The organism is Pseudomonas sp. MF08875 (assembly GCF_059862525.1).
Genome location: NZ_JCBCUW010000036.1, coordinates 23,774 through 47,190, shown reverse-complemented (window position 1 = coordinate 47,190; position 23,417 = coordinate 23,774). Strand labels below are relative to the sequence as shown.

Annotated in this window: 33 protein-coding genes; 27 read left to right on the top strand and 6 right to left on the bottom strand. The window is 58.2% G+C overall.

Annotated features, from left to right (window positions below):
- Positions 1-28 precede the first annotated feature (28 nt).
- A complete protein-coding gene (locus tag AC19YT_RS19920) occupies positions 29-322 on the top strand; it encodes a DUF1330 domain-containing protein (RefSeq protein WP_010591688.1) in 294 nt (97 codons plus the stop codon).
- A gap of 325 nt (positions 323-647) precedes the next feature.
- Here AC19YT_RS19920 and AC19YT_RS19915 read toward each other — a convergent pair whose 3' ends face one another.
- Positions 648-1,118 (bottom strand): TlpA family protein disulfide reductase, encoded by a 471-nt coding sequence (locus tag AC19YT_RS19915; RefSeq protein ID WP_003464979.1) that lies wholly within the window; start codon positions 1,116-1,118, stop codon positions 648-650.
- Between the two features lie 422 nt (positions 1,119-1,540).
- On the opposite strand from AC19YT_RS19915, the gene AC19YT_RS19910 reads away from it, so the two are divergent.
- The 5 genes from AC19YT_RS19910 to AC19YT_RS19890 all read left to right on the top strand — a co-directional run bounded on the left by AC19YT_RS19910 (position 1,541) and on the right by AC19YT_RS19890 (position 4,438).
- The gene (locus AC19YT_RS19910) at positions 1,541-2,188 is read left to right on the top strand and encodes a sulfite oxidase-like oxidoreductase (RefSeq protein WP_002118288.1); all 648 of its coding nucleotides are present in this window, start codon (positions 1,541-1,543) and stop codon (positions 2,186-2,188) included.
- Positions 2,181-2,927: a ferredoxin reductase gene (locus AC19YT_RS19905; RefSeq protein ID WP_002118292.1), complete on the top strand. Its 747-nt coding sequence runs from the start codon at positions 2,181-2,183 to the stop codon at positions 2,925-2,927. Before AC19YT_RS19910 ends, AC19YT_RS19905 begins: the two co-directional genes overlap by 8 nt.
- A gap of 453 nt (positions 2,928-3,380) precedes the next feature.
- Complete coding sequence (gene grxC / locus AC19YT_RS19900) at positions 3,381-3,653, top strand: glutaredoxin 3 (protein ID WP_005005995.1); 273 nt, start codon at positions 3,381-3,383, stop codon at positions 3,651-3,653.
- A 67-nt stretch (positions 3,654-3,720) separates the two neighbouring features.
- Positions 3,721-4,002, top strand: a complete 282-nt coding sequence (locus AC19YT_RS19895) for a DUF427 domain-containing protein (RefSeq protein WP_003464986.1) — start codon at positions 3,721-3,723, stop codon at positions 4,000-4,002.
- A gap of 169 nt (positions 4,003-4,171) precedes the next feature.
- On the top strand, positions 4,172-4,438 hold the full coding sequence (locus AC19YT_RS19890; protein WP_003464988.1) for a hypothetical protein: 267 nt from the start codon (positions 4,172-4,174) through the stop codon (positions 4,436-4,438).
- Between the two features lie 860 nt (positions 4,439-5,298).
- Here the strand turns inward: AC19YT_RS19890 and sdhC are convergent.
- Complete coding sequence (sdhC, locus tag AC19YT_RS19885) at positions 5,299-5,673, bottom strand: succinate dehydrogenase, cytochrome b556 subunit (RefSeq protein ID WP_005005993.1); 375 nt, start codon at positions 5,671-5,673, stop codon at positions 5,299-5,301.
- Between the two features lie 730 nt (positions 5,674-6,403).
- On the opposite strand from sdhC, the gene AC19YT_RS19880 reads away from it, so the two are divergent.
- Complete coding sequence (locus tag AC19YT_RS19880) at positions 6,404-6,922, top strand: YkgB family protein (RefSeq protein ID WP_003464991.1); 519 nt, start codon at positions 6,404-6,406, stop codon at positions 6,920-6,922.
- Between the two features lie 29 nt (positions 6,923-6,951).
- Here the strand turns inward: AC19YT_RS19880 and AC19YT_RS19875 are convergent, their stop codons facing one another.
- From AC19YT_RS19875 to AC19YT_RS19865, 3 genes are all read right to left on the bottom strand, one after another.
- The gene (locus AC19YT_RS19875) at positions 6,952-7,797 is read right to left on the bottom strand and encodes an AraC family transcriptional regulator (RefSeq protein ID WP_003464995.1); all 846 of its coding nucleotides are present in this window, start codon (positions 7,795-7,797) and stop codon (positions 6,952-6,954) included.
- A 236-nt stretch (positions 7,798-8,033) separates the two neighbouring features.
- The gene (locus tag AC19YT_RS19870) at positions 8,034-11,063 is read right to left on the bottom strand and encodes a Tn3 family transposase (RefSeq protein ID WP_024015041.1); all 3,030 of its coding nucleotides are present in this window, start codon (positions 11,061-11,063) and stop codon (positions 8,034-8,036) included.
- A complete protein-coding gene (locus AC19YT_RS19865; RefSeq protein ID WP_010465829.1) occupies positions 11,047-11,649 on the bottom strand; it encodes a recombinase family protein in 603 nt (200 codons plus the stop codon). The genes AC19YT_RS19870 and AC19YT_RS19865 overlap by 17 nt, the downstream gene beginning before the upstream one ends.
- 191 nt (positions 11,650-11,840) lie before the next feature.
- Here AC19YT_RS19865 and AC19YT_RS19860 point away from each other — a divergent pair, with 191 nt between their 5' ends.
- The 12 genes from AC19YT_RS19860 (at position 11,841) to AC19YT_RS19805 (ending at position 18,566) form a co-directional block, all read left to right on the top strand.
- Positions 11,841-12,218 (top strand): type II toxin-antitoxin system RelE/ParE family toxin, encoded by a 378-nt coding sequence (locus AC19YT_RS19860; RefSeq protein WP_033955292.1) that lies wholly within the window; start codon positions 11,841-11,843, stop codon positions 12,216-12,218.
- Positions 12,199-12,534: a helix-turn-helix domain-containing protein gene (locus AC19YT_RS19855; RefSeq protein WP_001172026.1), complete on the top strand. Its 336-nt coding sequence runs from the start codon at positions 12,199-12,201 to the stop codon at positions 12,532-12,534. The genes AC19YT_RS19860 and AC19YT_RS19855 overlap by 20 nt, the downstream gene beginning before the upstream one ends.
- A gap of 14 nt (positions 12,535-12,548) precedes the next feature.
- Positions 12,549-12,884, top strand: coding sequence for a hypothetical protein (locus AC19YT_RS19850; RefSeq protein WP_000741275.1), 336 nt, complete (start codon positions 12,549-12,551; stop codon positions 12,882-12,884).
- A gap of 23 nt (positions 12,885-12,907) precedes the next feature.
- On the top strand, positions 12,908-13,234 hold the full coding sequence (locus AC19YT_RS19845) for a hypothetical protein (RefSeq protein WP_000091614.1): 327 nt from the start codon (positions 12,908-12,910) through the stop codon (positions 13,232-13,234).
- Positions 13,231-13,611: a hypothetical protein gene (locus AC19YT_RS19840; protein WP_001054412.1), complete on the top strand. Its 381-nt coding sequence runs from the start codon at positions 13,231-13,233 to the stop codon at positions 13,609-13,611. The genes AC19YT_RS19845 and AC19YT_RS19840 overlap by 4 nt, the downstream gene beginning before the upstream one ends.
- Before the next feature lie 156 nt (positions 13,612-13,767).
- Complete coding sequence (locus AC19YT_RS19835; protein ID WP_457926806.1) at positions 13,768-14,079, top strand: DUF3391 domain-containing protein; 312 nt, start codon at positions 13,768-13,770, stop codon at positions 14,077-14,079.
- Positions 14,080-14,162: 83 nt separating this feature from the next.
- Positions 14,163-15,032, top strand: a complete 870-nt coding sequence (locus tag AC19YT_RS19830) for an HD-GYP domain-containing protein (protein ID WP_223198360.1) — start codon at positions 14,163-14,165, stop codon at positions 15,030-15,032.
- A 131-nt stretch (positions 15,033-15,163) separates the two neighbouring features.
- Positions 15,164-16,156 (top strand): 3'-5' exonuclease, encoded by a 993-nt coding sequence (locus AC19YT_RS19825; protein ID WP_230960214.1) that lies wholly within the window; start codon positions 15,164-15,166, stop codon positions 16,154-16,156.
- A 59-nt stretch (positions 16,157-16,215) separates the two neighbouring features.
- A complete protein-coding gene (locus AC19YT_RS19820) occupies positions 16,216-16,401 on the top strand; it encodes a hypothetical protein (RefSeq protein ID WP_016502325.1) in 186 nt (61 codons plus the stop codon).
- A 196-nt stretch (positions 16,402-16,597) separates the two neighbouring features.
- On the top strand, positions 16,598-17,569 hold the full coding sequence (locus tag AC19YT_RS19815) for a DNA replication terminus site-binding protein (protein ID WP_011077913.1): 972 nt from the start codon (positions 16,598-16,600) through the stop codon (positions 17,567-17,569).
- 175 nt (positions 17,570-17,744) lie between these two features.
- Positions 17,745-18,035, top strand: a complete 291-nt coding sequence (locus tag AC19YT_RS19810) for a hypothetical protein (RefSeq protein WP_011077912.1) — start codon at positions 17,745-17,747, stop codon at positions 18,033-18,035.
- A 312-nt stretch (positions 18,036-18,347) separates the two neighbouring features.
- Complete coding sequence (locus AC19YT_RS19805) at positions 18,348-18,566, top strand: co-regulatory protein PtrA N-terminal domain-containing protein (RefSeq protein ID WP_004574529.1); 219 nt, start codon at positions 18,348-18,350, stop codon at positions 18,564-18,566.
- Positions 18,567-18,718: 152 nt separating this feature from the next.
- On the opposite strand, the gene merR is transcribed toward AC19YT_RS19805, so the two are convergent.
- Positions 18,719-19,138 (bottom strand): mercury resistance transcriptional regulator MerR, encoded by a 420-nt coding sequence (gene merR, locus AC19YT_RS19800; RefSeq protein WP_004574528.1) that lies wholly within the window; start codon positions 19,136-19,138, stop codon positions 18,719-18,721.
- 71 nt (positions 19,139-19,209) lie between these two features.
- Here merR and merT point away from each other — a divergent pair, with 71 nt between their 5' ends.
- From merT to AC19YT_RS19760, 8 genes are all read left to right on the top strand, one after another.
- Complete coding sequence (merT, locus tag AC19YT_RS19795; protein WP_004574527.1) at positions 19,210-19,560, top strand: mercuric ion transporter MerT; 351 nt, start codon at positions 19,210-19,212, stop codon at positions 19,558-19,560.
- A gap of 13 nt (positions 19,561-19,573) precedes the next feature.
- Positions 19,574-19,852, top strand: coding sequence for a mercury resistance system periplasmic binding protein MerP (gene merP, locus AC19YT_RS19790; protein ID WP_060763512.1), 279 nt, complete (start codon positions 19,574-19,576; stop codon positions 19,850-19,852).
- A 12-nt stretch (positions 19,853-19,864) separates the two neighbouring features.
- Positions 19,865-20,296: an organomercurial transporter MerC gene (gene merC / locus AC19YT_RS19785; protein WP_060763511.1), complete on the top strand. Its 432-nt coding sequence runs from the start codon at positions 19,865-19,867 to the stop codon at positions 20,294-20,296.
- 12 nt (positions 20,297-20,308) lie between these two features.
- Positions 20,309-21,991 carry a mercury(II) reductase gene (gene merA / locus AC19YT_RS19780; RefSeq protein ID WP_060763510.1) on the top strand — a complete coding sequence of 561 codons (1,683 nt, stop codon included), beginning with the start codon at positions 20,309-20,311 and terminating at the stop codon, positions 21,989-21,991.
- 20 nt (positions 21,992-22,011) lie between these two features.
- Positions 22,012-22,248, top strand: coding sequence for a hypothetical protein (locus tag AC19YT_RS19775; protein WP_230959949.1), 237 nt, complete (start codon positions 22,012-22,014; stop codon positions 22,246-22,248).
- 178 nt (positions 22,249-22,426) lie between these two features.
- Positions 22,427-22,789 (top strand): mercuric resistance transcriptional repressor MerD, encoded by a 363-nt coding sequence (gene merD / locus AC19YT_RS19770; protein ID WP_004574522.1) that lies wholly within the window; start codon positions 22,427-22,429, stop codon positions 22,787-22,789.
- Entirely contained in the window at positions 22,782-23,018 is a 237-nt protein-coding gene (merE, locus tag AC19YT_RS19765) for a broad-spectrum mercury transporter MerE (RefSeq protein ID WP_004574521.1), read from the top strand. The genes merD and merE overlap by 8 nt, the downstream gene beginning before the upstream one ends.
- A 123-nt stretch (positions 23,019-23,141) precedes the next feature.
- Positions 23,142-23,354 carry a DUF3330 domain-containing protein gene (locus AC19YT_RS19760; protein WP_004574520.1) on the top strand — a complete coding sequence of 71 codons (213 nt, stop codon included), beginning with the start codon at positions 23,142-23,144 and terminating at the stop codon, positions 23,352-23,354.
- Positions 23,355-23,417: the final 63 nt, after the last annotated feature.

Genomic DNA, 23,417 nt, shown 5'->3' with positions numbered 1-23,417 from the left:
CCAACAGATCCAACCTTTGAGAGGCCTAATGATGGAAGCGTTCGTCGTCTTTACGCGGGAAGAAACCAGCGACCCACATGCACTCGCAACCTATTCTGCAGGCGTCGGACCATCGTTCGATGGTCACGACGTTACCTTTCTCGCCGCTTATGGCGCGATCCAGCATTTGGAGGGGCCGCCCATCGAAGGGGCCGTAATCTTGCGTTTCCCGACGATGCAGGCCGCTCGCGACTGGTATGACAGTCCCGCCTACCAAACCATCGCTGCTCAACGCTTTGCCGGTTCCCGTTACCGCGCCTTTATCATTGAAGGGCGGCGGTGACATACCGACAGAAGCACTTCGGCGCTGACCACGAGGTATCGGCGTGTGAACTCGCATCTTGGGAATCTGTGGGGGGGACCAAGACAGCGGCGCTAGGGGCTCATATCGTCGATCGGATCAGAGAGTTGCTCGGCGAGAATGGGTTATCTATTGCCGAGCTGACGGAGCGGAGCCGCCCTCTCCCAACGGATTGATTCAATCGTTGACGCTCCTCCTATCCGGATCCGGGTTTTCGCACGCTGATCAACAGAGTTACAGCGCGCAACGCCTGTAGTGGGCATCAGGGGATGGGTGGCAATCAGGATGATTGCCCACCTTCCAACGATTAACCTTGCTCAAGTTGCTTCACTAGTCGCTCCGCGTCGAGATGGAAGTCCGAGAAAACAATGCTACCGCCAGCGTCGATAACCGTAAACCACGGAGTTCCTCGTGTGCGGTAGTCTTCCATGAAGGTTGGAAACGGCGAGCCGGTCGGTTGCTCGTCGTGACCGAAAACGATAGGAAGCTCATACTTGAGCTGGTTCACGCGCAACTTCTCGAAGGTATTCTCATGCGTTCCTTCGAAGACGGTCTGGATCACTGCGAACCCCACGTCTTTTGAGCTCAACGCTGCATGCAACTTTTGTAGCGTCGGAAACCCATGCAAATGGCAACCTTGGCACCAATGCTGGAAGGCAAACAAGATTTTCGGGCCGGGCCCGATATCTGACAGTTTGAACGGCGCGATACTTTCCCCATCTTTGCCAATCCATTTTTGCACCCGCAGCTCAGGCGCTTGTCGTTCGATCTCGTTCATCTGATCCTCCAACCCCGATACAGAAGCTTAGTGGATGATCGCGCGTCGCGACGGTGCGCGAACGTCCGACCTTATTTTCCCTATTTCCTGAAGCCAGAATAGATCAGATCGACATTTCGTCCTTAATATACTCAAGCTGCCGGCGAGCGCGAACTGGGCAACCATGCGCTGGTGAGCCTTGAGCTTTGCACGCTGCCCATCCGTTTGAGAGCGAACCTGCAACTTCCGCTCCGCATACCGCAGATCAGCGTACGCAGCCTTGGGGTTATCTACCCTATAGCCATTGGGTATTGGGAATCATGCTGGCCTGACGCTATGTTCGATACGCGATTTTTTACGATGATAGAGCATCTGTATCTGATTTTTAGTCGATTGGCTTATTCGGCGGATGTGCGGGCAAATGCTTTACGCAGAGTACTGAAATGAAGGCCGGCTTCGGTCTGCCGTATCGAGCAAGAGGGGTCACTATGGTCACCAGAGGTTTCACCGGTCGCGGTTCAGGCGACCAGTCCGATCGGATTCCGCCAGGTCAGCATCTGGTGGAGGATTTCCCTGTTCTGTCGGCCGGCCCTACGCCGAGGGTAGAGCCCTCCGACTGGAAATTCACAGTCAAAATTGGTCCGAAGCCCGTCAAAACGTGGAATTGGGGCGAATTCAACACTCTACCAAAGACCCAGGTGACAAAGGATATTCACTGCGTCACCTCTTGGTCCAAACTGGATACCGTTTGGGAGGGTGTACTCATTGAAGACATCCTTGCAGATGCAGAGCTTGATCGGCCTACCGATTTCGTCTTGGCGCACTGCTACGATAATTATTCGACAAACGTCCCTCTGACGGATCTGCTTTCCGGGAAAGCGATGGTCGCCCTCAGTTATGCGGGCAAGCCACTTTCCCGCGATCATGGGGGGCCGGCGCGTCTTCTAGTGCCGCACCTTTACTTCTGGAAATCCGCCAAATGGGTGAATGCGCTGCAATTCACGACGCGTGACGAGGCCGGCTTTTGGGAGCTGCACGGCTATCACATCTACGGCGATCCGTGGCGCGAACAACGATACACCCATGACTGAAAACGAAGCGCAAGTCCGTTCGTGGCAATCATGCGTGATCGACGACATCATCCAGCAAACACCGAGTATCAAGAGCTTCTTCCTTCGGTTGAGCAAGCCGTTCGCGCACACCGCAGGTCAGCACGTCGATATCCGGCTGACCGCGCCCGACGGCTACAGTGCAATGCGCAGCTACTCGATCGCGTCATCGGCAGTTTCGACCCCGATCGTCGAGATAGCTATCGAGCGCATGCCGGATGCCGAAGTTTCGCCGTTTTTTCACGACATCGCGGCGATTGGTGACGAAATCGAAGTTCGCGGTCCGCTCGGTGGCCATTTCCTTTGGCCTGAGCCTGCCATAGATCCGGTTCTGTTGATCGGGGGAGGCTCCGGCCTCGTGCCGTTGATGGCAATGATCCGGCAGCGCCGCGCATTGGCCCAAGCCGTTCCGACAGCGTTGCTCCTGTCCGCACGAACCGCCGAGGACGTTCTCTTCTCAGAAGAACTTCATTGCATCGAAATCAGCGATCCGGCGTTCGTCCTGGCGCTCGCGATTACGCGCGAGAAACCGGTTCGCGCATCGGACTTTGCGCGACGGATCGACGGCATGATGGTCCAAGAAATTCTAACCAGGCTTCAGGGAAAGCCGACGCAAGTGTTCGTCTGCGGGTCTAACGGATTCGTCAACATCGCAACCGATAGCGCGCTGCTGGCGGGCTTGGACGCCTCCATCATCAAGACGGAGCGCTACGGGGGCTAGCGGCGCGAGCTATCTCACGTCGCGCCGATCGTAGACGTGCGCCCTGGGAAGCTTTGGCGATCAACGTGAACCGTTTTGCCGAACACAGTCTTCGTACCCCCCGGCCTCTAGAACGCCTTCGCTCGCGATACCTGGCTCGACATCAAGCTCAATTTGAAAGTTCCTGCACTATCCGTCGTCCTGATATGCTCGACCAGCATGATGGGCGATTCGAGCGGGACCGCTTCCGTCCCAATCGAGGCTCGGTTACCTTAGAGCATCGGCTCGGCGCTACAGGAGGCGCGTGCGGCCTCTGCCTGGCGGTGAAAGCACTTTGGGCCATGTCGCCTGGATAGCGGCCAATCGTCAGCATCTGCTCCGATGTCGGCCAAGGTGCAGTCGCCATCTTTGAACGCCGCGAATTGGAGATCAACGCCATGACAGCGATCCGCGTGCAACTGCCGGAGATGCAATATGACAACTGATGTATTGCTGTACACCACGAATTGGTGCCCGTTCTGCCGCCGAGCGAAGGCGCTCCTCAAGGAAAAGGGCGTGCGATGGAAGGAGCTCGATATTGAGGCGGATCCGGCTCACCGGCAGGCCATGGCGGAAGCGTCGGGGCGAAGCTCCGTGCCGCAGATCTTCATCAATGGCACCCTTATCGGTGGCTCCGATGAGCTATTCGCGCTCGATGTCAGAGGCGAGCTCGACAAACTTCTCGGGCGCAACCCGCCTGCCACCTGAGGAGGTGCGGCTTGGGGCAGCCAGCCCGCGAGCCTTCGCCGGTTGATGAATACAAAAGGAGAGTCCGTTGGTCTCAGCCATCTGGAAAGACACTACTATCGCCACAAGCGACGAAACAGTCATCGTCGAGGGAAATCACTACTTCCCACCGTCAGGAGTCGACCTGAGCCTGCTTGAGATGAGCCCGCACACATCTGTCTGTCCGATCAAAGGCGCCGCGCGCTTCTTTCATGTTCGCGCGGGTGACGCGCTCAACGTGAACGCCGCTTGGACCTATCCCGCCCCCACTCCGGATGCCGAGGGTATCCGGGATTACATCGCTTTCTGGAAAGGCGTGGACGTTGCCTAGCAGACTGGACGGACGACTTCGCTGATAGCCATGCGGGCGCCGACATCTCAATTATCCTGCCCACCCCGGGCCTCGTCGGCTGCAGGAATCTGCCCGGCACCTTAGCGCGACCCGGCACTGGCGGTCTCGCACCCGCCGCGCCTCTGTTCTATCAATAAGGATGGATGACATGGAGCATTCCGAGTTCGATGCCGCTTTCGCGAAGCTTGCGGAGGGATACAGAGAAGGGACTTATGAAGGCCGGCGTTTCAGCTTGATCGTCCGGCGATCTGGGGACGGACGTCGCAACAGTCTGTTCGCCAGGGAGTTGGACGGGACTGACATTGTCAGCTTCAACCTCTTCCGCGTTACATCAGATAGGACATTGTTGAAGCCGTGCGAAATGTCCGCCGAAAAGGTCGTAGCGTTCGTGCTGGAGTTCCGACCGGACACCTGACGGGCAGAAGAAGATCCCGGCCAACCGGCGCGCCTGCGACGGCCGGCTATCTAAGGCTGCGCAAGCCTATAGCCGCAGCTCATTGCACTTCGTCTGGCGAGGAATTCAACATCGATACGTCGCCATCCGCGGGGATATCGGTACAGGCGCCCGTGTAAGCCAGATTGAGAAATCCTAAGCGATGACTAACACCAATGACGCCACCCTTCCGACACATTCTATTCTTGAGGAATGCACAGCGATGGCTGTCGTCAACGCTCTGAAGATTATTCTGAAGAACAGCTACGCGATCTACCTTAAGACAAAAAATGCCACTCGGGCGCATCCCGCCCCTACTTCAGGGACTTTCACTTGCTTCTCGCTCTGTCACTCACAGCATCGGCACGCCCATGACGCATGGTATCCAGGCCTCATAATTTTCCCATATAACCTTCTTGTCTTTTGCGCACCCAGAAAGACTCGAGGCTTTAACTGGACAGATGAGCCCTCGAGGGTAGTGTTCACCTGATTGGCTTTCTCATATCTGATGTTGATTCGCACAGTGTGCCAACCAGGTGATAGTTTCAAAAAACCTGCGCTTCAGAGCGAATTAGACGATCTTCGATAAGAGCGATCCGCCTCAAAATCCAAAACATCTAACATTGTCCTAGAGCCATATTTGTACCTAGTACTATGGCGCTCCCATTAACACATTTGATGATGCACAGAAAACTTAGCTCATGATAGCTTTCAGCTAACAGCTATTCGGAAGCCCGAAAGGATTCAACCGTTTAAGCGTGAACCGTCGATTATAAATACTTTCGTAAGTTAGCTTTAAAGGACGCTTTTAGTCCTTGTAAATACGCATTACGACTCCACAGCTACCAAATCCATACGGCGCCAGCAACCATTAAAACACCCGACACTACTAAAACAATAGTAGAGGCGCGATTGCTGCCTTTCAAAGTATGACCAACACCCACATCCATAACTAGGTGTCGAATTCCGGCTACGAGATGATAAATAAATGAAGAGTATACCAACCAGAAACTAACTTTGCCGAAAGGTGAAGAAAAAATCTCCTTGACTTCATTAAAACCCTTTTCTGACTCCAACGATTTGCTCAGCATATACAGTATCAGTCCCAGAAAAATAAAGAGCATAATTCCTGAAATCCGGTGCAGAATCGATGTAAGCGCCGTGAGAGGAAGCTGAATGGTTCGAATATCAAGATTAACCGGCCGCTTTTTATTCATTTTGACTCCAGTCAACAATTCTAGTGGGGGATTTCAGTTTTCGATCTCATTCATCATAGCAGCTGTAACTAAGGCTGGCGGCGACAATAATGGAGATATTCGGGGCTTACGTTGCATTTTGAGGTCGCAAGTGCATGTGCGTAAATTGAAGCAAATTGCAAGGTTATGCCCAATAGGTAGCTAGCTTATTAATTTAACAAAAGTGACGTGTGTCGTTCTGCAGGGCATGCTGTTCCCCAACCCTGGAAAACCTATCCTCTTTAACACGTCAAAGTCGATTGATAGGCTTGCTGCAACAGCTATCTGCCCGGTTGAAGTCGAAGATCGATGTATCTGTAGGGTTTGGAAATAAATGCGGGCGCCCACCGCACTCACGGCTCAGTTACCATTCTTTGTGCATCGCGGCCGCGCGGCTAGTTGGTAGCTGTTCTAAGCCTAGTCAGTGCCGCCCTTCGCCCCAAGCCCCATAGTCAGATTTGAGAAATGACAGTAGGCGATGCCGCAACGCGCTTCATCGACCTATGTAAAACGACTCCTTTATCGAAATAGTGCACTCATCGCTCTCCACGGCGATCCCTTCATCGCGAATTGCACCGCCCAAGACGATCTGCACTGAAATCAATACTTTCTGATGCCTCTTGATTAGAGATGCCAGCCATAATCATCTCATCGCCAACGCATACGGCGTTCGGCAGCCAACACACTCTCACTCACTACTGGAAGCTCAGACATGAAAACCATAGGCATTGAAAACTCGAAGTCCAGCGTACAGGCCCACTTAACGCTTGGAACCAAAACTATGGGGCTAGGTATCTATGGCGCGTACTTGGCTCTCGCTATTATTTACTTCTGGTTCGGCGGCATGAAATTTACCCACTACGAGGCCGAGGGCCTGGTTCCACTGGTGAGCAACAGCCCGCTTTTGGGATGGGTGTATAGCATTTTTTCGGTCGACATGTTCTCCAGCCTGCTCGGCATACTAGAGATTTCGATCGGCACTCTGATCGCAGGCCGCATGCTGTCGCCCAAACTATCCGTGGTAGGAGGCGCTCTGTCTGCAGGCCTGTTCTTCACAACCCTTAGCTTTATGTTTTCCACTCCGGGCGTCATTGAGCCTAGTTTAGGGTTTCCGGCGATTTCCGTTGCGCCAGGTCAGTTTCTGCTTAAAGACTTAGGGTTGCTTGCTGTTTCGATATTTGTGGCAGGCCATTCGCTGGTTGAACTGGAAAAACGTAAAATTAATGCATAATTTTTTCAATGGCTTAAGGCAGTAATGCCTTAGGCCTTTTTGCCATCATTTTCCCCCGCCAGATCTTTCAACCAGTCACGAGGGCTCAACCCCGTCTTGCGTCTAAATGCGCGAGACAGCGCCGAAGGACTTTCGTAGCCGACTTGAGCTGCAATCAGCGTAATCGAGCGCCCTTCTCGCATCAGCTTCTGAGCCAGGCTAACTCGCCAACTCAACAAATAATCAGCAGGCGTCTGTCCGATGACACTCTTGAAATGCACGGCATACGCAGCGCGTGACATATTTGACTCACTGGCCAGCTCTGCTATTGACCAGGCATGTTCCGGGGAGTTGTGCATCTGTAAAAGCGATCGGGCAAGCCGCATGTCGGCCAGTCCAGCCATCATTCCGGTGCGCAACTGGTGATGATCGAGCAGGTAACGGAGCAACAGAATGATTAGGAGCTCAAATAAGCGCTCAAGCGCGGCTTCCCTTCCACAATGCACATTTGCCGCCTCGGCAAACATCCACTCCAACGTGTCTGCCAGCATGGGCAGATCATCGAGTGCGAGCACCAAACAGTCCGGTAATGAAGCCGACAAAGGATTATCAATTCCGCCCTCAAACTCCATGGAAGCACACAACAACTTTGCGCCATCGGACTCACCCGCAAACAATTGATGCTTGGCGGGGCGTGGCATAAAAATCAAGCTAGGGCGAGTGAGCTGCAAATCCTTGCGATCGGGACCAAGCAACGTCACGCTGCCGGCCTGAAGCAGATGGATATAACCTCGCCGCTCGGCGCCATCGTAAGATGCAGAGCCGCATAGGTCGCCGTCATAGAACAGATTGGCCCGCACGCCGAACCGCGAGAGCAAATTAGACAAACGATCCATTGGCCGATCCTTGACGAGTCAGAACGCACAGACCATACCATCTGCGTTGTCGTTCAGTGCCTGTAGCGAACATGCCGGCGTAAATCAGCCAACGGATAAAGTGATCACTGAGCAGCTCAGCCTCCCTTTCCAGTTCGGCTGTTAAAAAAACAACACCGTTGTTTGAAAGCACCAGCAAATCAAGTGCTCACTCTTCTATTTTACGGGGTTGTACGCCGGAATCCCAGAAATTTCCGTCAGCCCAGCTCCAGTCCCGCCACGAGCGCATCCAGGTCGATGAACTTGCCGTCAGTCTGGAAGGTGTAATGCCCGTTCAGCAGGATGTGCCGCCAGGCCGCTGGCGACATCTGCGTGATCAACGCCAGCGCCTTGGCATTGCCAGCTGCCTCGTACTTCGTCAGCAGCAGGGACAGGATCGCCGAGTTGTAGAAGATGATCGCGTTGCCGATCAGCCTGGCGCACTGGTTGCTGATCTCGATTTCGATGTCGGTGCGGCCGGTCAATTCCTTCTTCCCACCGACTTGGGCGATGGTCGAGCGTAGCTGGTGATAGGACTCAATGCGGTTCTGCGAGCGGTGAACATTACGCTCCAGTTGCGGGTCGCGCAGGTAGCGCAGTGTGTAGATACTGCGGATGAGCTTGTCGAACTCGAAGATTGCGCGCCGCGTCGGGTTCGGCGCCGTATAGGTGCACAGCTTGCGGATCAGCGTGCCCTGCGTCATTTCCTTCAGGCCCAGTGTGGCGACGATTCGGTCGATGTTCGCCTTCTCACCGACGATGAGTTGCCGGTCGATCTGGCCAGCCGGCCGGATCAGGCATTTCTCGTACAATGCCAGATCATCGGCGCAATACAGCTCCTGCAACTGGTCGTCGAGGTCGGTGAAGCGCGGCTCGAAACGAAGTCCGAACCAGTGCAGGATGGCGAAGTTGGCCTTGTTGATGCTGTGCATGTCGCCGGTGATCGCGCTCGGCACGATGTCCGACGTGTTGCGGTACCAGATGTCGAACACGTGGTGAGCCTCGTACTCGTGTGCGCCTATCAGGTAGCCGTTCAACGGCACGTGATTGCACAGCAGCGTGTAGGCGACGACGCCCTTGCCGCGGCCGAAATATTTGCGCGAGTAGCGCGCCTTCACAGTTGGTCGCTCGACGCCGAATTTCTGCCCATCAACGGCACCGTACAACGAATCGAGGTCGAACGAGTAATGCGGGAAGATCGGCAGTGCGGCGATGGCGTTGCTGATGCAATCGTTGGCCACATGTAGCGTCGCCTGGCGCAGGTACTGCTGGTAGGTACTCTCCAGGACGTGGTACGGGATGTCGCTGGTACGTGCCATAACCTGGTTGCCGTGGTTCATGGCTTGGGCAATGATCACCGCCATCAGACTGTCGGCGTCGGCTACCTTCTTCGCATAGCGTGGCTGCAATGGTGTCAGCGCCGACAGGAACTGGCACTGGCCGTTGACGAAGCGAAACACGTCGGCGACATCGCAGTATGGCAGTTGCTCGTAGAGAGCTTGCTCGCGCGCCTTCTGGTTCTCCCCCTTGGGCTTGCGCCAGGTCAGTCTCTGCGTGTCCTTGTCGTATTCCAGGTGCGTCAGCTTGCCCTGTTTCAGCTCGCGATTGAACGCCACCCATTGCGCACGCAACTCGGTCGCCAGTGCATCGAGCTGGGCACTGACCGGCTGCCGCAGGAAGGGGATGTCCATCTGCGCGAGCACGGCGGCTTTCTCGTCCATCGAAACCAACTCGTCGGACAAATGCCGGTGCTGCAAGCTATCGTCAATGTAGAGCTCGCCCGCCTGGAAGCGTTTCCTGACCTGACGGTAAAGCCAGAATTCGTAACGATCGGCATGCAGGCCTGTCGGCGTGCCTTCGGCATCGAACATTAGCAGGTACGGACGCAAGCGTTTCGGCAGCGTTGCCGCCGGACATTCGTCGAGTGGCCGTTGTGATAGGCGCTGCTGCTTGGCGAACACGCTCTTGGCCCAAGTCAGCGCCGCGAGCCATGGGTTATCGGGGGCCGTGCCGGCGAAGTCGAGCGCGACGTACAGCGGCCGTAGATGGCGTCGAATGCGTTCGGCCAGGCCGTCCACCGCCTGCCAGTGCAGCGCCAGTTTGTTCAGTGGCTTGACGCTCATGCGCTGCGCCGTGTTTTGCAGCAATTCCCTGGACATGATTTTGTAGGCGCGTTGGCGCACCTCGCCGAACGGCGTCGGATCGGCCACGCTGTCGTCCACGTACAGCGACAGCAGGCGGCCAACCTGCGGCGTTTCCTGATGGCGTCGCAGCTGTTCGGCGACAAAGGACTGTTTCGCACCCGTGCGGCTCTCGTCCTCAAGTTTTTTCATGTGGAAGGCCATCGCGTCGACCAGGTTGTCGGTGAGCTGCCGGTAACGTACCCAGGCATAGCACAGCAGGTAGAGCCGGGTCTGCTCCGCCTTCAGGTGGCGCAGGTCATGGACGGTATAGAAGTTCGCCAGGCTCGCGTAGTACAGCAGGTTCTGCTGCGAGATGCCGAGCTTGGGCAGCAGCGCCTTGGCGATCCCGTGCAAGGACTTCAGCGTGGCGCGCTTCTCGCGCTCCCCTGCCATCTGACGCCAGCCGAAATCTTTAGCGTCCTGCTTGAGCGCTGCCAGTTGAGACAGGGTGTCGTCACGCACCAGGAGCTGGCCCAGCGCAGCTTTGGCCGATTCGTCCAACACTTCTGCCAGCAAGCCGCCCAAGCGCCTGCGTTCGGTGGACAGGGCTTCACTGACCAGCTCTTGTAAGGTGGTGTGGCCGGGCCGGATGATTTTGTGCTCGCTGAGCCAAACGATCAGTTCGGCGGCCACGAATCCTGGCATTACGTCGCGCCGCACGATCTGTTCAGCCTGCTGTGCCAGTTGCGGCAGGAAGCTAGCCGCCCACGACCGGTAGCCGAACAGTTCGGCGATCTGACCCCTCTGGCTGTAGTGCTCATGCTTGGTGATCGCCTTGCGTTCGAACGCTTCGCCGTGGAAATAGCGACTCAGCACGAAGGCGCAATCGTCCTCGACCTCATGCCAATCGAAGCGGAAGAAAGCATGCTTGGCCTTGAAGTAGCCGATCTGCAAGACGCAATAGACTTGGGCCTGCAGGCTAGGCCGGCTGCTGGCGAACGCCAGTTCAGATTCGGCCAACGCCAGGTATTCCAGCCGCTGAGCATCGTCGAAGTCCGGTAGGCCGTACAAGGCTTCCTGCTCTGCGTCAGAAAAGACGGTGAGTAGCTTATTCTTGTTGCTCATCGACCGTCCTTCCCGCACCACGCCAACCTGCTCGCGTCAATGTTTCGATCAACGTAGTGCGCTTGACATTGAAGTTGCGGCACACCGCCGCCTTAGACATGCCGCCATCGAGCGCGGCGACGATGGCGTCCAGCTTCTCACCAGTGATCGCCTGCGGCCGGCCGCCGATCCGGCCGCGTTTGCGTGCGGCGGCCAAGCCCGCGACGACGCGCTCCTGAATCAAGGCGCGCTCGTACTGCGCGAGCGCACCGAACACCTGGAACAGGAATTCGCCCGAGGGCGTCGTAGTGTCCAGGTTCTCTGTCAGCGAGCGGAACGCCACCCGCTTGTCCTTGAGCGAAGTCACAATGGCGAGCAGGTGCGACAGCGAGCGACCGAGCCGGTCGAGTTTCCACACCACCAGCACATCGCCGGCTCGAACGAACTCAAGCGCCCGCGCCAAGCCGGCACGGTCATCCTTCGCGCCAGAGGCACGATCCTCAAACAGGTGACGCGGATCGACGCCGGCGGCGAGCAGCGCGTCGCGCTGCAAGTCCGTGCTCTGGCGGTCGGAGTCCGACGACACGCGCATGTAGCCAACCAACATAGGCGGATAACCATCAAAAACAGGTTTCCGCATAATAGTGAATAGCGATAGAGTTTTCCGTACATTTTTGAGGGGGTGTTGCACAGGTAGCACAGCGGCGGCTGACAGCCTGTCGCAAAACAAATGTTTTACGACACCTCCTTGAGGTTGCCGCGTTTACATCATTACCTGAACAGGTATAAAATTCCGTCATGACAAACAAAGAAAAACCGCTCGAATGGATCGCGAGCAGCCACAAGGATTTGATGGCGTTGCCGTCCGACGTGCGTCGCCGTTTCGGTTACGCGCTCTCGTTGGCGCAGATAGGCGATCAGGATGACGCAGCAAAGGTGCTCAAGGGGTTCGGTGGTGCCGGCGTGCTGGAGGTCGTCGAAGACGATGCCGGCGGCACCTATCGAGCGGTATACACGGTCAAGTTTGCGGAAGCGGTGTTCGTCCTGCACTGCTTCCAGAAGAAGAGCAAGAGCGGAATCGCCACGCCAAAGGCCGACATGGACATCATCCGCGCTCGGCTGAAGGTGGCCGAGGTATTGGCACAGGAGCTACGAAATGCAAAAACGAATTATTGAAGGCGTCGAGGTTCAGCGCAGCTCGGGCAACGTCTTTGCCGACCTTGGACTGCCTGACGCTGAAAAGCTCAAGATCAAGACCGGCCTGGTGGTCGAGATCAGGAGGGCCATGCGCGCCCTTGGGCTGACTCAACAAGCGGCGGCCAAACGCATGGGCATCCCGCAACCGAAGGTGTCGGGCATGATGCGCGGCGACTTCACCAATCTATCCGAACGCAAGCTGATGGATTGTCTGAATCGCCTCGGCTACGACATCGAAATCAAGGTACGGCCAGCAGCCGAGCCGATCGGGCATCTAACGCTCGCAACCGCTTAATCGGAGCTCTCCTGATGGCAGCCCGCATCACCGACGACGAATGGGACGAACTGACTCCCGAGAATTTCGATACCACGGCACTGCTGCGTGCAGTCGATGCCGTGGACGTGCTGCGCGGCGATTTGAATGACAGCGCAGACGGCGCACCTCCGCAACTGCGCACCGACCTGTTGAAGCTGCATCAACTGGCAATGGCCGCGTTCAACGAGGGATCACGCAGCCGAGTGGCTGAGCTATTTGATCTCGCCGTGGATCTTCAGGATCAGGTTGATCATCTGATGACCTCGCTGGAACAAGTGCAAGAAACCCTGTCCCGGTTGACGGCGCTCTACCCAGAAAGCCTGTCCTGAATGTTCTTGGAGACAACCACATCATGAGCCGCAGCCGCCGCAAAACGCCCATCGTTGGGCACACGACCTGCCGTAGCGAGCGCGAGGACAAGAAACTCTGGCATCAGCGCTGGCGAACTCACGAGCGCACCGCGCTGGCCAGCGCGTCGCCGGAAGCTCTATGCGCCCATCTGCCTCTACTGGAAAACCAGGTCAGCAACGTCTGGTCGATGGGTAAGGATGGCCGCTCCTACTGGCCCATCAAGCGCCAGGCCGCCACGGCGGATCGCATTGCCAACCACAAGGGACGCAATCCGCAAGAGCGCGCCTCCCTGAAAAAGCGTCTGCTGCGCAAGTGGATGAGCAAATGAACCTGTCCACCATCGAGGCGCTGGCTATCGCTTGGGCGCGAATCGCTGAAGAAGCAGAACTCCCAGCCGGCTACGAGGGCACGGCGACGCCAGAGGCGCATCGGGCCTGCGAGGTGATCCAGGAGCGGATTCGAGAGCACGTCGTCGCCACCAATGACATGCGGCTGTTCGGCCTGCTGCACCTGCTTGGGCAGGCGTCGCTGCGCATGGAGCAAGCGCTGTGGCCGGAAGAATATGCGCGGATGACCCGCGAGGTCGAGGAAGCTCTCCGAGAGGCCGACGACCCCAACGCCAAGTCGTACACCCACGAAGAAGTCATGCAGGCGATGCAGGAACGCATCGACCGAGCGCGAGACAAAGCCATGTTGATCGGCTGACGGAAATTTCGGCGGTTCCGGCTGATCCAAGAATCTTGGCGTGACCTTACCTCCGCTCTACCGCTGGGTGCCAGCCTCGGCGCACGCCTAACCACCCAACTCAGAAAGGAAAATAAGTTGGTAAAACGCATTCCCGTATCCGAGCTTCGTCTCGGCATGTACATCCACAAGCTCGCCGGCTCTTGGGTTCGACACCCATTCTGGCGCGGCAGCTTCCTGCTGACCGAGCCTCAGGATCTCTCTGCCATTCGAGAATGTGGCGTCGGGGAGGTCTGGGTCGACTTGGCCAAAAGCCAAGTCGACCCAGAGAGCCCAGAGAGCCCAGAGAGCCCAGAGAGCCCAGAGAGCCCAGAGAGCCCAGAGAGCCCAGAGAGCCCAGAGAGCCCAGAGAGCCCAGAGAGCCCAGAGCCCAGAGCCCAGAGCCCAGAGAATTGTCGGAGGAGCAATCTCTGCCGTCTAGTCCACTAAGCAAGAAAAGTGACGGCGCAACCTCAATGGAGAGCGAAATGTGTTATGCACGGAAACTCTGTCTTGCGGCCAAGTCCCAAGTCATGGACATGTTCCAGGAAGCCCGGCTTGGCAAGGCCGTCGACCCAAGCACGACGTTGCCGCTGGTCGGAGAAATCGCTGCCTCGGTGCTGCGCCAACCTCATGCCCTCATCAGCGTCGCACGCATCAAAACGCACGACGATTACACCTACCTGCACTCGGTTGCCGTCTGCGCCCTGATGCTATCGCTGGCCCGGCATCTCGATCTAGACGAGGAGCAAACGCGCCTGGCTGGCATCGGCGGACTGATGCACGACCTAGGCAAGGCCGCGATGCCGCTGGAAGTGCTTAACAAACCAGGCAAGCTCACCGATGCCGAGTTCGCCATCATGAAGCGCCACCCTGTGGAGGGCGCAAAGATGCTGCGCGCAGGCGGGGCCGAGCCCGGGGTGGTGGACATTGCCCTGCACCATCACGAGAAGATCGACGGAACCGGCTACCCGGATCGCTTGGCCGGTGACGCCATTTCACTCCTGGCCCGCATGGGCGCAATCTGCGACGTCTATGATGCCGTGACGTCGGAGCGAGCCTACAAAAAGCCGTGGGACCCGTCCGCGGCGATGCGGCAGATGGCCAAGTGGGAGGGCCATTTCGACAAACGCATCTTCCACGCCTTCGTCAAGGCCGTGGGCATCTACCCCGTCGGCTCCTTGGTTCGCCTGTCCTCTCAGCGTCTGGCCGTTGTCGTTGAGCCGGGAATGGAATCACTGCTGACTCCCAAGGTTCGCGTGTTCTTCTCGCTACGCTCGAGAGAGCCGATCCCGATGCAGACCATCGACCTGGCGGCCACGAGTTGCAAGGACAGTATCACTGGCCCCGAAGACCCGACGCTCTGGAACTTCAAGAACCTCGACGACTTGTGGATGGAATAGCCCCCACAAAACGACGGCCCCGTGAGGGAGCCGTTGAACATCGTCGAGCGATGCCCGTCCAGGGAGGGATGGCCGAGCTCGATTCTCCAGAAGGTAGCTGGTGACACGAGTGTTGAGCCCACCCAACTAGGGTGACGGAAATTTCTGGGGTTCCGGCTTACATCCCCAATCTGCGGGATCGTTACGATATTGCGCTTGGAGACGAGGCGCAGGACATCAATCCAGTGATTGCTGGTGTGCTTGCGCAGCAGGCGGCATACGGAATGGGCGTAGTCGTTTGTGGTGATGGCCATCAGATGCTGTACCGCTTCAGGGGGGCCGTAGATGCTCTCAATGCAACCTGGCTCGACAAAGCGGAAGTCCACTACCTCACTCAGTCGTTTCGGTTCGGGTCTGCCGTTGCGCACGTCGCCAACATGGTTCTCGCGTTCAAGGGTGAATCCCGCCAACTGGCTGGGCTTGGCGGCGAGACTCGTGTTTCCAAGGCACTACCTGCTGACCTTGAACATCGCACCGTACTCTGCCGGACGGTGGTTGGAGTGATCGAGACGGCGCTGGCCAATGTAGAGACTGGTGCAAAGATCTACTGGGTTGGGGGGATCGAGGGTTACAACCTTCAGGATCTTGAAGACCTACATGCGCTATCGAAGGGGTGGCGTGACCGAGTGAAGGGAAAAAAACTCCTCCAGGAATATCCTGATTACGATCTCTACAAGCAGATTGCCGATGAAAGCCAAGACCCTGAGATGAACCGCTCGATCAAGATCATCGAGCAGTACAGTGCGGATCTCCCGGAGTTGTTTGCCAAGCTGCGGCGCAATGCGGTCACTGATGAGCTTGAAGCCACCATCACCCTCAGCACCGCGCATCGTTCGAAGGGCTTGGAGTGGGATGCGGTGCAACTGGCTGAGGATTTCACCTTCGATCCATTCAATCCAGAGAACGAAAAGGAACCATGGATTGATGAGATGAACCTCCTCTACGTCGCGTGTACCCGCGCGATGCGAGTTCTTGCGGTCAACTCGACGATGTTGGAGATCATGAAAGAATTCGTCGACCGGCGTGACGGCCGCAAGCCAAATACCCCGATGGTTTTCAGGAAGAAACAGGTGGCTGCCGCGTAGTGCTCCTCGAGCATGCTTCGACTTTTGAAAATCACCCACTGATCACAGGAGATATTTTCATGCCCATTTCCAGCGACCAGGCAGCTTTGCTTCAGCAGCTGCGGAATCAAGGCTATGTAGTCTTGCTCGTTGAGCCGAGCGAAACTGAACACATCAATCGAGAAAGGTTGGAGAGCCGTTTGCGGGCCGATGCAGCGGATCACATTGAGGATCTGTTGTCCCTTGAGGCAGTCCAAATTCGTTGAGCTGACACGTAGCAAAAAAAGCCCGTTTCGAACGGGTTTTTTTATGAGCGGATTTTGGGATACTCGATAATACCACCCCTTCAATCGCGAGATCGTTTTCGCACCCTCGGCGTCGCTCCTGGTTAACATGGAGCGGAGGGGGAGGAGGGCATACGGTATAGCCGTAGTGAAGGGGTGGTATTATGAGGAATCCTAGATGACTGACGCAATTGTCTCCGCTTACGAGCGCTTGGTCGAAACCGTTGAGGCTTTCAATGAGAAGTGGCCCGCATTGGTTGTCGGCGGGATGATATGGCGCATCCCGCTCCTCACTGAACAGAGGACGCCATCTCGAATTAACGTCCAGGTACTGACAGGAACTGACGCGATCAAGGCCGCTGTAGAGGCGTTACGCGAGTTTGAGCGCGATCTCGGCCAGGCTCCAGGTACCGTGCTGCGTTTGCCGGGGTACTTTATCCTCTCCGGATCGATACTCGATGAGGGCAGGGCGGTGAACCGCTGCAAGAGCGAGCTGGTGGATGCGATCGAGGCTGAGCGAGTGTTTCGCAACGTTGCCGTCAGCCGCCGTTCCCACATCATGCGCCAGGCCCTGGGGAAAAATTTCTCCCTCAACCAGCTGAAGCGCGCAATCCAGGTTTTTGATGCTGCCCCAAGACAGATCACATTCACCTGGGCCGGTCACACCTCAGGAAAAGAGCGTGTCACTGTTGGCCACGTCCGTGAGGTGCTGCTCGCCGAGGCCCATGAAAAATCTATGGCCACCGGCGAGCCGGTGGTGAATAGCCCCCAGTGGATCGATCTGCGCAGCATTGCGAATATGGCTGAAACCGATATGCTGGATGTGCCAAAGCCCATCGCTCCGCATCCGCGGGCCATGCTGTGGTTTTCCGAGCGCAGCCGGTATGACGCAATGCTGCATGCCAACCTTCCATTCTTCGTACTCGATGGGCAACCCGCTGCAAGGATCGTTGGCCTCAAGAACTTCGATAGAGACTCGCGATCAGCAAAACGACCAGACGTAAAGCAACGGTTGCCGGCACTCCCTGGGGGGCGCTTTTTCGTAGCCTCATCCACTGCGGACCCAGTTGCTCAGGAGCCCGGCGCGCCAGAGACACCTGAGGTGCTATCGACGTACCGAGAGTCAGTAAAAGGCGTCGTTGATCAGTAGACTTACCCTTTATAAACAACAGCTTAGACTTCTTATAATCTTTGTTATGTTAAATTCGGTAGCAGCCTAATAATTAGGATGCGTCCTTTAGCCTCGCGCTTTGATGCTCTACCCAAATAGCTGGTGAACCACGTACGCTCTGCTGAGGCCGCTTGCATTCCGCCAGCTGCCTGAAATGGAGATCGAGAAGATGATGATTGATGGCGTTGAGAAACGAATTGAAGCCGGCGTGAATACGGCCCTGGACATGGTTGAGGTACTGGTTGCAGCTGGCCAGCCCCTCAAAGCTGCGATTGCCACCTCGCGAATACTCACGATGGAAGTTGTCCGCGAGTCTCTGGCAAAGAACCTGGCGAACAAAAGCGGCTCGGTGATTACTCACACCTTGGCCACTACGCCAGCCCATTCTGGTCCGGTACCGGCCCAGCACACTGCAAAAACGAAACAGCATCAGACCGTTGATTGATCATCGAGGCCGGCCGGGAGATCTTCACGATACACCCGGCCAGGCACGCAAAACTCGCTCCCTCACCTCACGCTTCCCGTCAGCACGGGCTGTAACGACCGCACAGCGCCCTGGAGGCTCAGGAAGGGTTAACCTGGCCCTGAAGGCTACAAAACGGGGTTTGGGGAGCAACGGAACAGAAAGTGCACTTAAGCCCTGCCATTTCCTCTCAGCGCCATAATCCAGGACCTTCATCTCCATCTCTCCTTGATTCCGTACTTAACTACGGAGATAGAGTCGGCTCGTGGGTAGAAAACCCGAGAGGAGGCTGTTATGAAATACCTAAGACTACTGCTGATAGTTGGTGCGACTCTGCTGTCATCCACCGTATGGGCCGAGAGCGGGAGCGACCGTTCAATCGAGCGAATCGCCGCTATGCGCGACAAGGCTGAGGCGGCCTTGGTGGCGGAAACCGCCAAGAAGATTGAGCAACTGGGGGCCACGGCGGCTGGCCGGGTCGAGGCGCAGCCCGGCTGTCCGCCTGCAAAGTAGAACATGAGCTGCTGATGCAGTACTAACCTGTGGCCTATGCAAGTGCTCCTTTGGCCATTCAGCGGCGCTCAATGAGCGCCGCTGTTTTGCCAAGCGCAAGCCGACCCCGGAGGTGCCTCACGCATCGGGAAATCCTCGGTTAACGCGCGGAGTCAGCGCAGTTCCTTTTCCCCCTGCAGCGAAACGATCAGCGGACAGGAAACCGTCCCGTGGCTCGCACAACAATCGTGAACCAGCCGCGCCAACACCGACTCGATCCGCCGCAGATCCGCGAGTTTCCCCCGCACATCCTCGAGCTTCTGCTCGGCGAGCACGCGCGCTTCGTCGCAGTGAGCGCCGTCATCCAATCGCAACAGCCCGGCCACCTCATCGAGGCTGAAGCCCAGTCGTTGCGCGGATTTGACGAATTTCACCCGGGCCACGTCCGCCTCGCCGTAGCGGCGAATGCTGCCGTAGGGCTTGTCCGGTTCGGGCAACAGCCCCTTGCGTTGATAGAACCGGATGGTTTCCACGTTGACCCCGGCCGCCTTGGCGAAGGCGCCGATGGTCAGGCTTTCCACAGTGTTTTCCATACTGCTTGACTCCGTACTTGACTACGGAAGTAACCTTAAACCATCGCTCACATGCTCGAAAGGAGAAATGCATGTCTGAACCATCAAACGGGCGCGCCCCTCTTGTCGCCGGGGGGCTTGCGGCGATTCTCGCCTCGACTTGCTGTCTTGGGCCGCTGGTTCTGATCGCACTGGGATTCAGCGGGGCCTGGATCGGCAACCTGACCGTGCTGGAACCTTACCGCCCGCTCTTCATCGGTGCGGCGTTAGTCGCGCTGTTCTTCGCCTGGCGACGCATTTTCCGCCCGGCTCAAGTCTGCAAACCGGGTGAGGTCTGCGCCGTGCCCCAGGTACGCACCACCTACAAGCTGCTGTTCGGGCTGGTAACGGCCTTGGTGCTGGTCGCGCTCGGCTTCCCCTACATCCTTCCCTTGTTCTACTGATCAGGAGTCCGCCATGAAAAAACTGCTTGCATCCTTCGCCCTCGCCACCCTAGTCGCCGCACCTGCCTGGGCGGCCACACAGACCGTCACCCTGTCGGTGCCGGGCATGACCTGCGCCGCTTGCCCGATCACGGTGAAGAAGGCGCTGACCAAGGTCGAGGGCGTGACCAAGGCCGAGGTGAGCTATGAGAACCGCGAGGCCATCGTCACCTTCGATGATGCCAAGACCAATGTCCAGGCGCTGACCAAGGCGACCGAGGACGCCGGCTACCCGTCCAGCGTCAAGCAGTAGGCGGGCATTCCGATGGCAAACCCTTTCAATTTGTTCACGCGGATCGGTGACAAAGCCGGGTCCGTTGGCGTGCTGATTTCTGCCATAGGCTGTGCCTCGTGTTTCCCCGCCCTTGCCGGTCTGGGGACCGCGATCGGTCTGGGCTTTCTGAGCCAGTGGGAAGGCCTGTTCATCACCACGCTGCTGCCGTTATTTGCCGGGCTGGCCCTGCTCGTCAATGCCCTCGGCGGGTTCAGTCACCGGCAGTGGCGACGCGCTGCGCCTGGCCTGATCGGCCCGGCCCTGGTGCTGATAGCGGTGTATTTGATGCTGGCTCACGGCTGGCGGAGCGGCTGGCTGCTCTATATCGGCCTGGCCCTCATGTTTGGGGTGTCCATCTGGGATCTCGTGTCGCCCGCCCACCGCCGTTGCTCCCCGACGTCCTGTCCGACTCCGCCAAAATGAAGGAATAACACTATGACCAAACTACAAATCGTCGGCATGACCTGCGCCTCCTGTGTCGAGCATGTGAAAGAGGCCTTGGAGAAGATCCCCGGCGTGCATCGGGCGGATGTTTCCTACGCCAGCGGGAAGGCCGAACTGAAGGTCGACGAGGGCGTAAGCCGTGAACAGATGCAGGCCGCCGTCGAGGCCCTGGGGTATCGAGCGGCGTTCGAAGACGCCACGGCACCTACCCGCTCAGGCCTGCTCGACAAGGCGCGGGGCTGGTTGAGCGGCAGCATTGGCGCCGGGAAAGATGGCGACAGGCTCCACGTGGCGGTCATCGGCAGCGGTGGCGCCGCCATGGCGGCCGCGCTCAAGGCGGTGGAAGGCGGTGCGCGCGTCACCCTGATCGAGCGCGGCATCATCGGCGGCACCTGCGTCAACGTTGGCTGCGTGCCCTCCAAGATCATGATTCGCGCCGCGCATGTGGCCCATCTGCGCCGCGAGAGCCCGTTCGACGCCGGACTGTCCACCACGAGCCTGACCGTCCTGCGCGAGCGGTTGCTCGCCCAGCAACAGGGTCGTGTCGACGAACTGCGCCACGCCAAGTACGAAGGCATTCTGGAGAGCACCCCGGCCATCAGCGTGCTGCGTGGCACCGCCCGTTTCCAGGACGGCCACACGCTCCGCGTGGAACTGGCCGAGGGTGGCGAGCGCATCGTAGCCTTCGACCGCTGCCTGGTTGCCACCGGCGCAAGCGCGGCCGTTCCACCGATTCCAGGGCTGAAAGACACGCCGTACTGGACCTCAGACGAGGCGCTGGCGAGCGACACAATCCCTAAGCGGCTCGCCGTGATCGGCGCCTCCGTAGTGGCGGTGGAACTGGCGCAGGCCTTCGCCCGGTTGGGTAGCGAGGTCACGATCCTGGCACGCAGTGCGATGTTCTTCCGCGAAGACCCGGCCATCGGCGCGGCGGTGACAGAGGCCTTCCGTATGGAGGGCATCGAAGTGCTGGAGCAAACGCAAGCCAGCCAGGTGTCCCACGCCAACGGGGAGTTCGTACTGACCACCAACCATGGTGAGTTACGTGCCGACCAACTGCTCATTGCCACCGGGCGCTTGCCGAACACCCAGGGCATGAATCTGGACGGCGCCGGCGTGAAGCTGGACAAGCGCGGTGGCATCCAGATCGACCAGGGCATGCGCACCAGCGCAGCGGATATCTATGCGGCCGGCGACTGCACCGACCAGCCGCAGTTCGTCTATGTGGCGGCTGCTGCTGGCACCCGCGCGGCAATCAACATGACCGGCGGCGAGGCAACGCTCAATCTCGACGTCATGCCGGCCGTGGTGTTTACCGATCCGCAAGTGGCCACCGTCGGCTACAGCGAAGCCGAAGCGCACCACGCGGGGATCGAAACCGACAGCCGCACCTTGACCTTGGACAACGTGCCGCGCGCGTTGGCCAACTTCGACACGCAGGGTTTTATCAAACTGGTCGCCGAAGCGGGTTCCGGCCGATTGCTCGGCGTGCAGGCGGTGACTGCGGAAGCGGGTGAACTGATCCAGACGGCGGCTCTTGCCATTCGCAACCGTATGACCGTGCAGGAACTGGCTGACCAGTTGTTCCCCTACCTGACGATGGTCGAGGGCCTGAAACTCGCCGCACAGACCTTTAACAAGGACGTCAAACAATTGTCCTGCTGCGCAGGGTAATGAGAGAGCGAGGTTGAAGCATGAGCAACACGGCAGGCGAACTCGGTAGGTGCGACAGCCTACGCAAGACATGGCAGGTGGTCAGCTTCTGGGGGCTGCCTGCCGTCGTGGCGACGATAGCAATTGTTCTGGCGGATCGACGCCCTGCGTTGTTCCTGGCAGCAAACGCCGCGCTGGTCGTGATGGGCGGCGCCTGCCTGGTCAACGCCGCGCGCTGTCGCCGCCTGCACTGCTACATCACGGGCCGTATTTCCTGATGCTCGCGCTGGGTGCGCTGCTGGCTTATGGGTTTGCCCCAAACGGCGAGTATCTCTCCCGGCTGTGGTTGCTCCTGGCACTAGGGGTTACGCCATTGCTCATCTGGCTACCTGAACGCCTAGCCGGAAGGAAATATCTGAGCGCCCTAGTTTGCGGGGAAGACCGGGAGTGTCGGTGATGAATGCCTACACCATATCCAGACTGGCCGAGGACGCGGGCGTCAGCGTGCATGTGGTGCGCGACTATGTGCTGCGTGGCTTGCTGCACCCCGCGCGGCGCACGGAGAGCGGTTACGGCATTTTCGATGAGCGGTCCCTGGCGCGTCTGCGCTTCGTGCGCGCCGCCTTCGAGTCTGGTATCGGGCTCGACGAATTGGCACGGCTCTGCCGGGCGCTCGATGCGGACGATGGCGCCGACTTGATCGGCTGCGTCGAGTGCCTGCTCCGGCTAGTCACGGCACGGCAGGCGGCCTTAGCCGCAGTGGCAACCCAGCTGGCCGGGCTGACTCATTGCGCCGGCGAAGGTTCTGCCTATGCGTAACGCCGATCACGTTGAGTCAAGCAAGGTCTTCCGCTGGCGTGCTTACACCTGGGGCGTGCTCGCCGCGCTCACCTGCCCTTGCCATCTGCCGGTGCTGGCATTGCTGCTTTCGGGGACAGCGGCCGGCGCGTTCGTCAGCGAGCAGTGGAGCCTCGCGACGCTCGTGCTGGCGGTTTTCTTCATCCTCTTCCTGCGAGCGGCATTGCAGGCCTTTCGGAAGCGACCGTGACCCGCTCGGAGCACGGCGCGACCACCACTGCCGAGTTGGGCAGGGAGGCTGCAGGTCGATCGGCGCTCAGTCACGGGGGGAAAGCGTTGCTAGGTTTTCTTGGACGATGGAGGAACCCCCATCATGAACACAAACAACACCTCCACCATCAGCTGCTGCGAATGCTGCAAGGACATTCCCCTTGACGCCGCACTGACGCCGGAAGGTTCCGAGTATGTCGTGCACTTCTGTGGCCTGGAGTGCTATCAGCGTTTCATGTCGCGAGCAGATAAGAGGGCGGCATCCGAGCCTGATCACCCCTGCACACAAAAGGTCAGTACCCGTCAGGACGGCTAATTCGCGCTGCACCGGAAAAGTGGCTCTTGCTGGTCGCAGAAAGCGTGAGCCCGAGGACTCCGT

What these genes read in the sequence shown, in the direction of transcription:
- AC19YT_RS19920 (WP_010591688.1), top strand. Translation starts at nt 29, where the DNA reads ATGATGGAAGCGTTCGTCGTCTTTACGCGGGAAGAAACCAGCGACCCA.
- AC19YT_RS19915 (WP_003464979.1), bottom strand. Translation starts at nt 1,118, where the DNA reads ATGAACGAGATCGAACGACAAGCGCCTGAGCTGCGGGTGCAAAAATGG.
- AC19YT_RS19910 (WP_002118288.1), top strand. Translation starts at nt 1,541, where the DNA reads ATGAAGGCCGGCTTCGGTCTGCCGTATCGAGCAAGAGGGGTCACTATG.
- AC19YT_RS19905 (WP_002118292.1), top strand. Translation starts at nt 2,181, where the DNA reads ATGACTGAAAACGAAGCGCAAGTCCGTTCGTGGCAATCATGCGTGATC.
- grxC (WP_005005995.1), top strand. Translation starts at nt 3,381, where the DNA reads ATGACAACTGATGTATTGCTGTACACCACGAATTGGTGCCCGTTCTGC.
- AC19YT_RS19890 (WP_003464988.1), top strand. Translation starts at nt 4,172, where the DNA reads ATGGAGCATTCCGAGTTCGATGCCGCTTTCGCGAAGCTTGCGGAGGGA.
- sdhC (WP_005005993.1), bottom strand. Translation starts at nt 5,673, where the DNA reads ATGAATAAAAAGCGGCCGGTTAATCTTGATATTCGAACCATTCAGCTT.
- AC19YT_RS19880 (WP_003464991.1), top strand. Translation starts at nt 6,404, where the DNA reads ATGAAAACCATAGGCATTGAAAACTCGAAGTCCAGCGTACAGGCCCAC.
- AC19YT_RS19875 (WP_003464995.1), bottom strand. Translation starts at nt 7,797, where the DNA reads ATGGATCGTTTGTCTAATTTGCTCTCGCGGTTCGGCGTGCGGGCCAAT.
- AC19YT_RS19870 (WP_024015041.1), bottom strand. Translation starts at nt 11,063, where the DNA reads ATGAGCAACAAGAATAAGCTACTCACCGTCTTTTCTGACGCAGAGCAG.
- AC19YT_RS19865 (WP_010465829.1), bottom strand. Translation starts at nt 11,649, where the DNA reads ATGTTGGTTGGCTACATGCGCGTGTCGTCGGACTCCGACCGCCAGAGC.
- AC19YT_RS19860 (WP_033955292.1), top strand. Translation starts at nt 11,841, where the DNA reads ATGACAAACAAAGAAAAACCGCTCGAATGGATCGCGAGCAGCCACAAG.
- AC19YT_RS19855 (WP_001172026.1), top strand. Translation starts at nt 12,199, where the DNA reads ATGCAAAAACGAATTATTGAAGGCGTCGAGGTTCAGCGCAGCTCGGGC.
- AC19YT_RS19850 (WP_000741275.1), top strand. Translation starts at nt 12,549, where the DNA reads ATGGCAGCCCGCATCACCGACGACGAATGGGACGAACTGACTCCCGAG.
- AC19YT_RS19845 (WP_000091614.1), top strand. Translation starts at nt 12,908, where the DNA reads ATGAGCCGCAGCCGCCGCAAAACGCCCATCGTTGGGCACACGACCTGC.
- AC19YT_RS19840 (WP_001054412.1), top strand. Translation starts at nt 13,231, where the DNA reads ATGAACCTGTCCACCATCGAGGCGCTGGCTATCGCTTGGGCGCGAATC.
- AC19YT_RS19835 (WP_457926806.1), top strand. Translation starts at nt 13,768, where the DNA reads ATGTACATCCACAAGCTCGCCGGCTCTTGGGTTCGACACCCATTCTGG.
- AC19YT_RS19830 (WP_223198360.1), top strand. Translation starts at nt 14,163, where the DNA reads ATGGACATGTTCCAGGAAGCCCGGCTTGGCAAGGCCGTCGACCCAAGC.
- AC19YT_RS19820 (WP_016502325.1), top strand. Translation starts at nt 16,216, where the DNA reads ATGCCCATTTCCAGCGACCAGGCAGCTTTGCTTCAGCAGCTGCGGAAT.
- AC19YT_RS19815 (WP_011077913.1), top strand. Translation starts at nt 16,598, where the DNA reads ATGACTGACGCAATTGTCTCCGCTTACGAGCGCTTGGTCGAAACCGTT.
- AC19YT_RS19810 (WP_011077912.1), top strand. Translation starts at nt 17,745, where the DNA reads ATGGAGATCGAGAAGATGATGATTGATGGCGTTGAGAAACGAATTGAA.
- AC19YT_RS19805 (WP_004574529.1), top strand. Translation starts at nt 18,348, where the DNA reads ATGAAATACCTAAGACTACTGCTGATAGTTGGTGCGACTCTGCTGTCA.
- merR (WP_004574528.1), bottom strand. Translation starts at nt 19,138, where the DNA reads ATGGAAAACACTGTGGAAAGCCTGACCATCGGCGCCTTCGCCAAGGCG.
- merT (WP_004574527.1), top strand. Translation starts at nt 19,210, where the DNA reads ATGTCTGAACCATCAAACGGGCGCGCCCCTCTTGTCGCCGGGGGGCTT.
- merP (WP_060763512.1), top strand. Translation starts at nt 19,574, where the DNA reads ATGAAAAAACTGCTTGCATCCTTCGCCCTCGCCACCCTAGTCGCCGCA.
- merC (WP_060763511.1), top strand. Translation starts at nt 19,865, where the DNA reads ATGGCAAACCCTTTCAATTTGTTCACGCGGATCGGTGACAAAGCCGGG.
- merA (WP_060763510.1), top strand. Translation starts at nt 20,309, where the DNA reads ATGACCAAACTACAAATCGTCGGCATGACCTGCGCCTCCTGTGTCGAG.
- AC19YT_RS19775 (WP_230959949.1), top strand. Translation starts at nt 22,012, where the DNA reads ATGAGCAACACGGCAGGCGAACTCGGTAGGTGCGACAGCCTACGCAAG.
- merD (WP_004574522.1), top strand. Translation starts at nt 22,427, where the DNA reads ATGAATGCCTACACCATATCCAGACTGGCCGAGGACGCGGGCGTCAGC.
- merE (WP_004574521.1), top strand. Translation starts at nt 22,782, where the DNA reads ATGCGTAACGCCGATCACGTTGAGTCAAGCAAGGTCTTCCGCTGGCGT.
- AC19YT_RS19760 (WP_004574520.1), top strand. Translation starts at nt 23,142, where the DNA reads ATGAACACAAACAACACCTCCACCATCAGCTGCTGCGAATGCTGCAAG.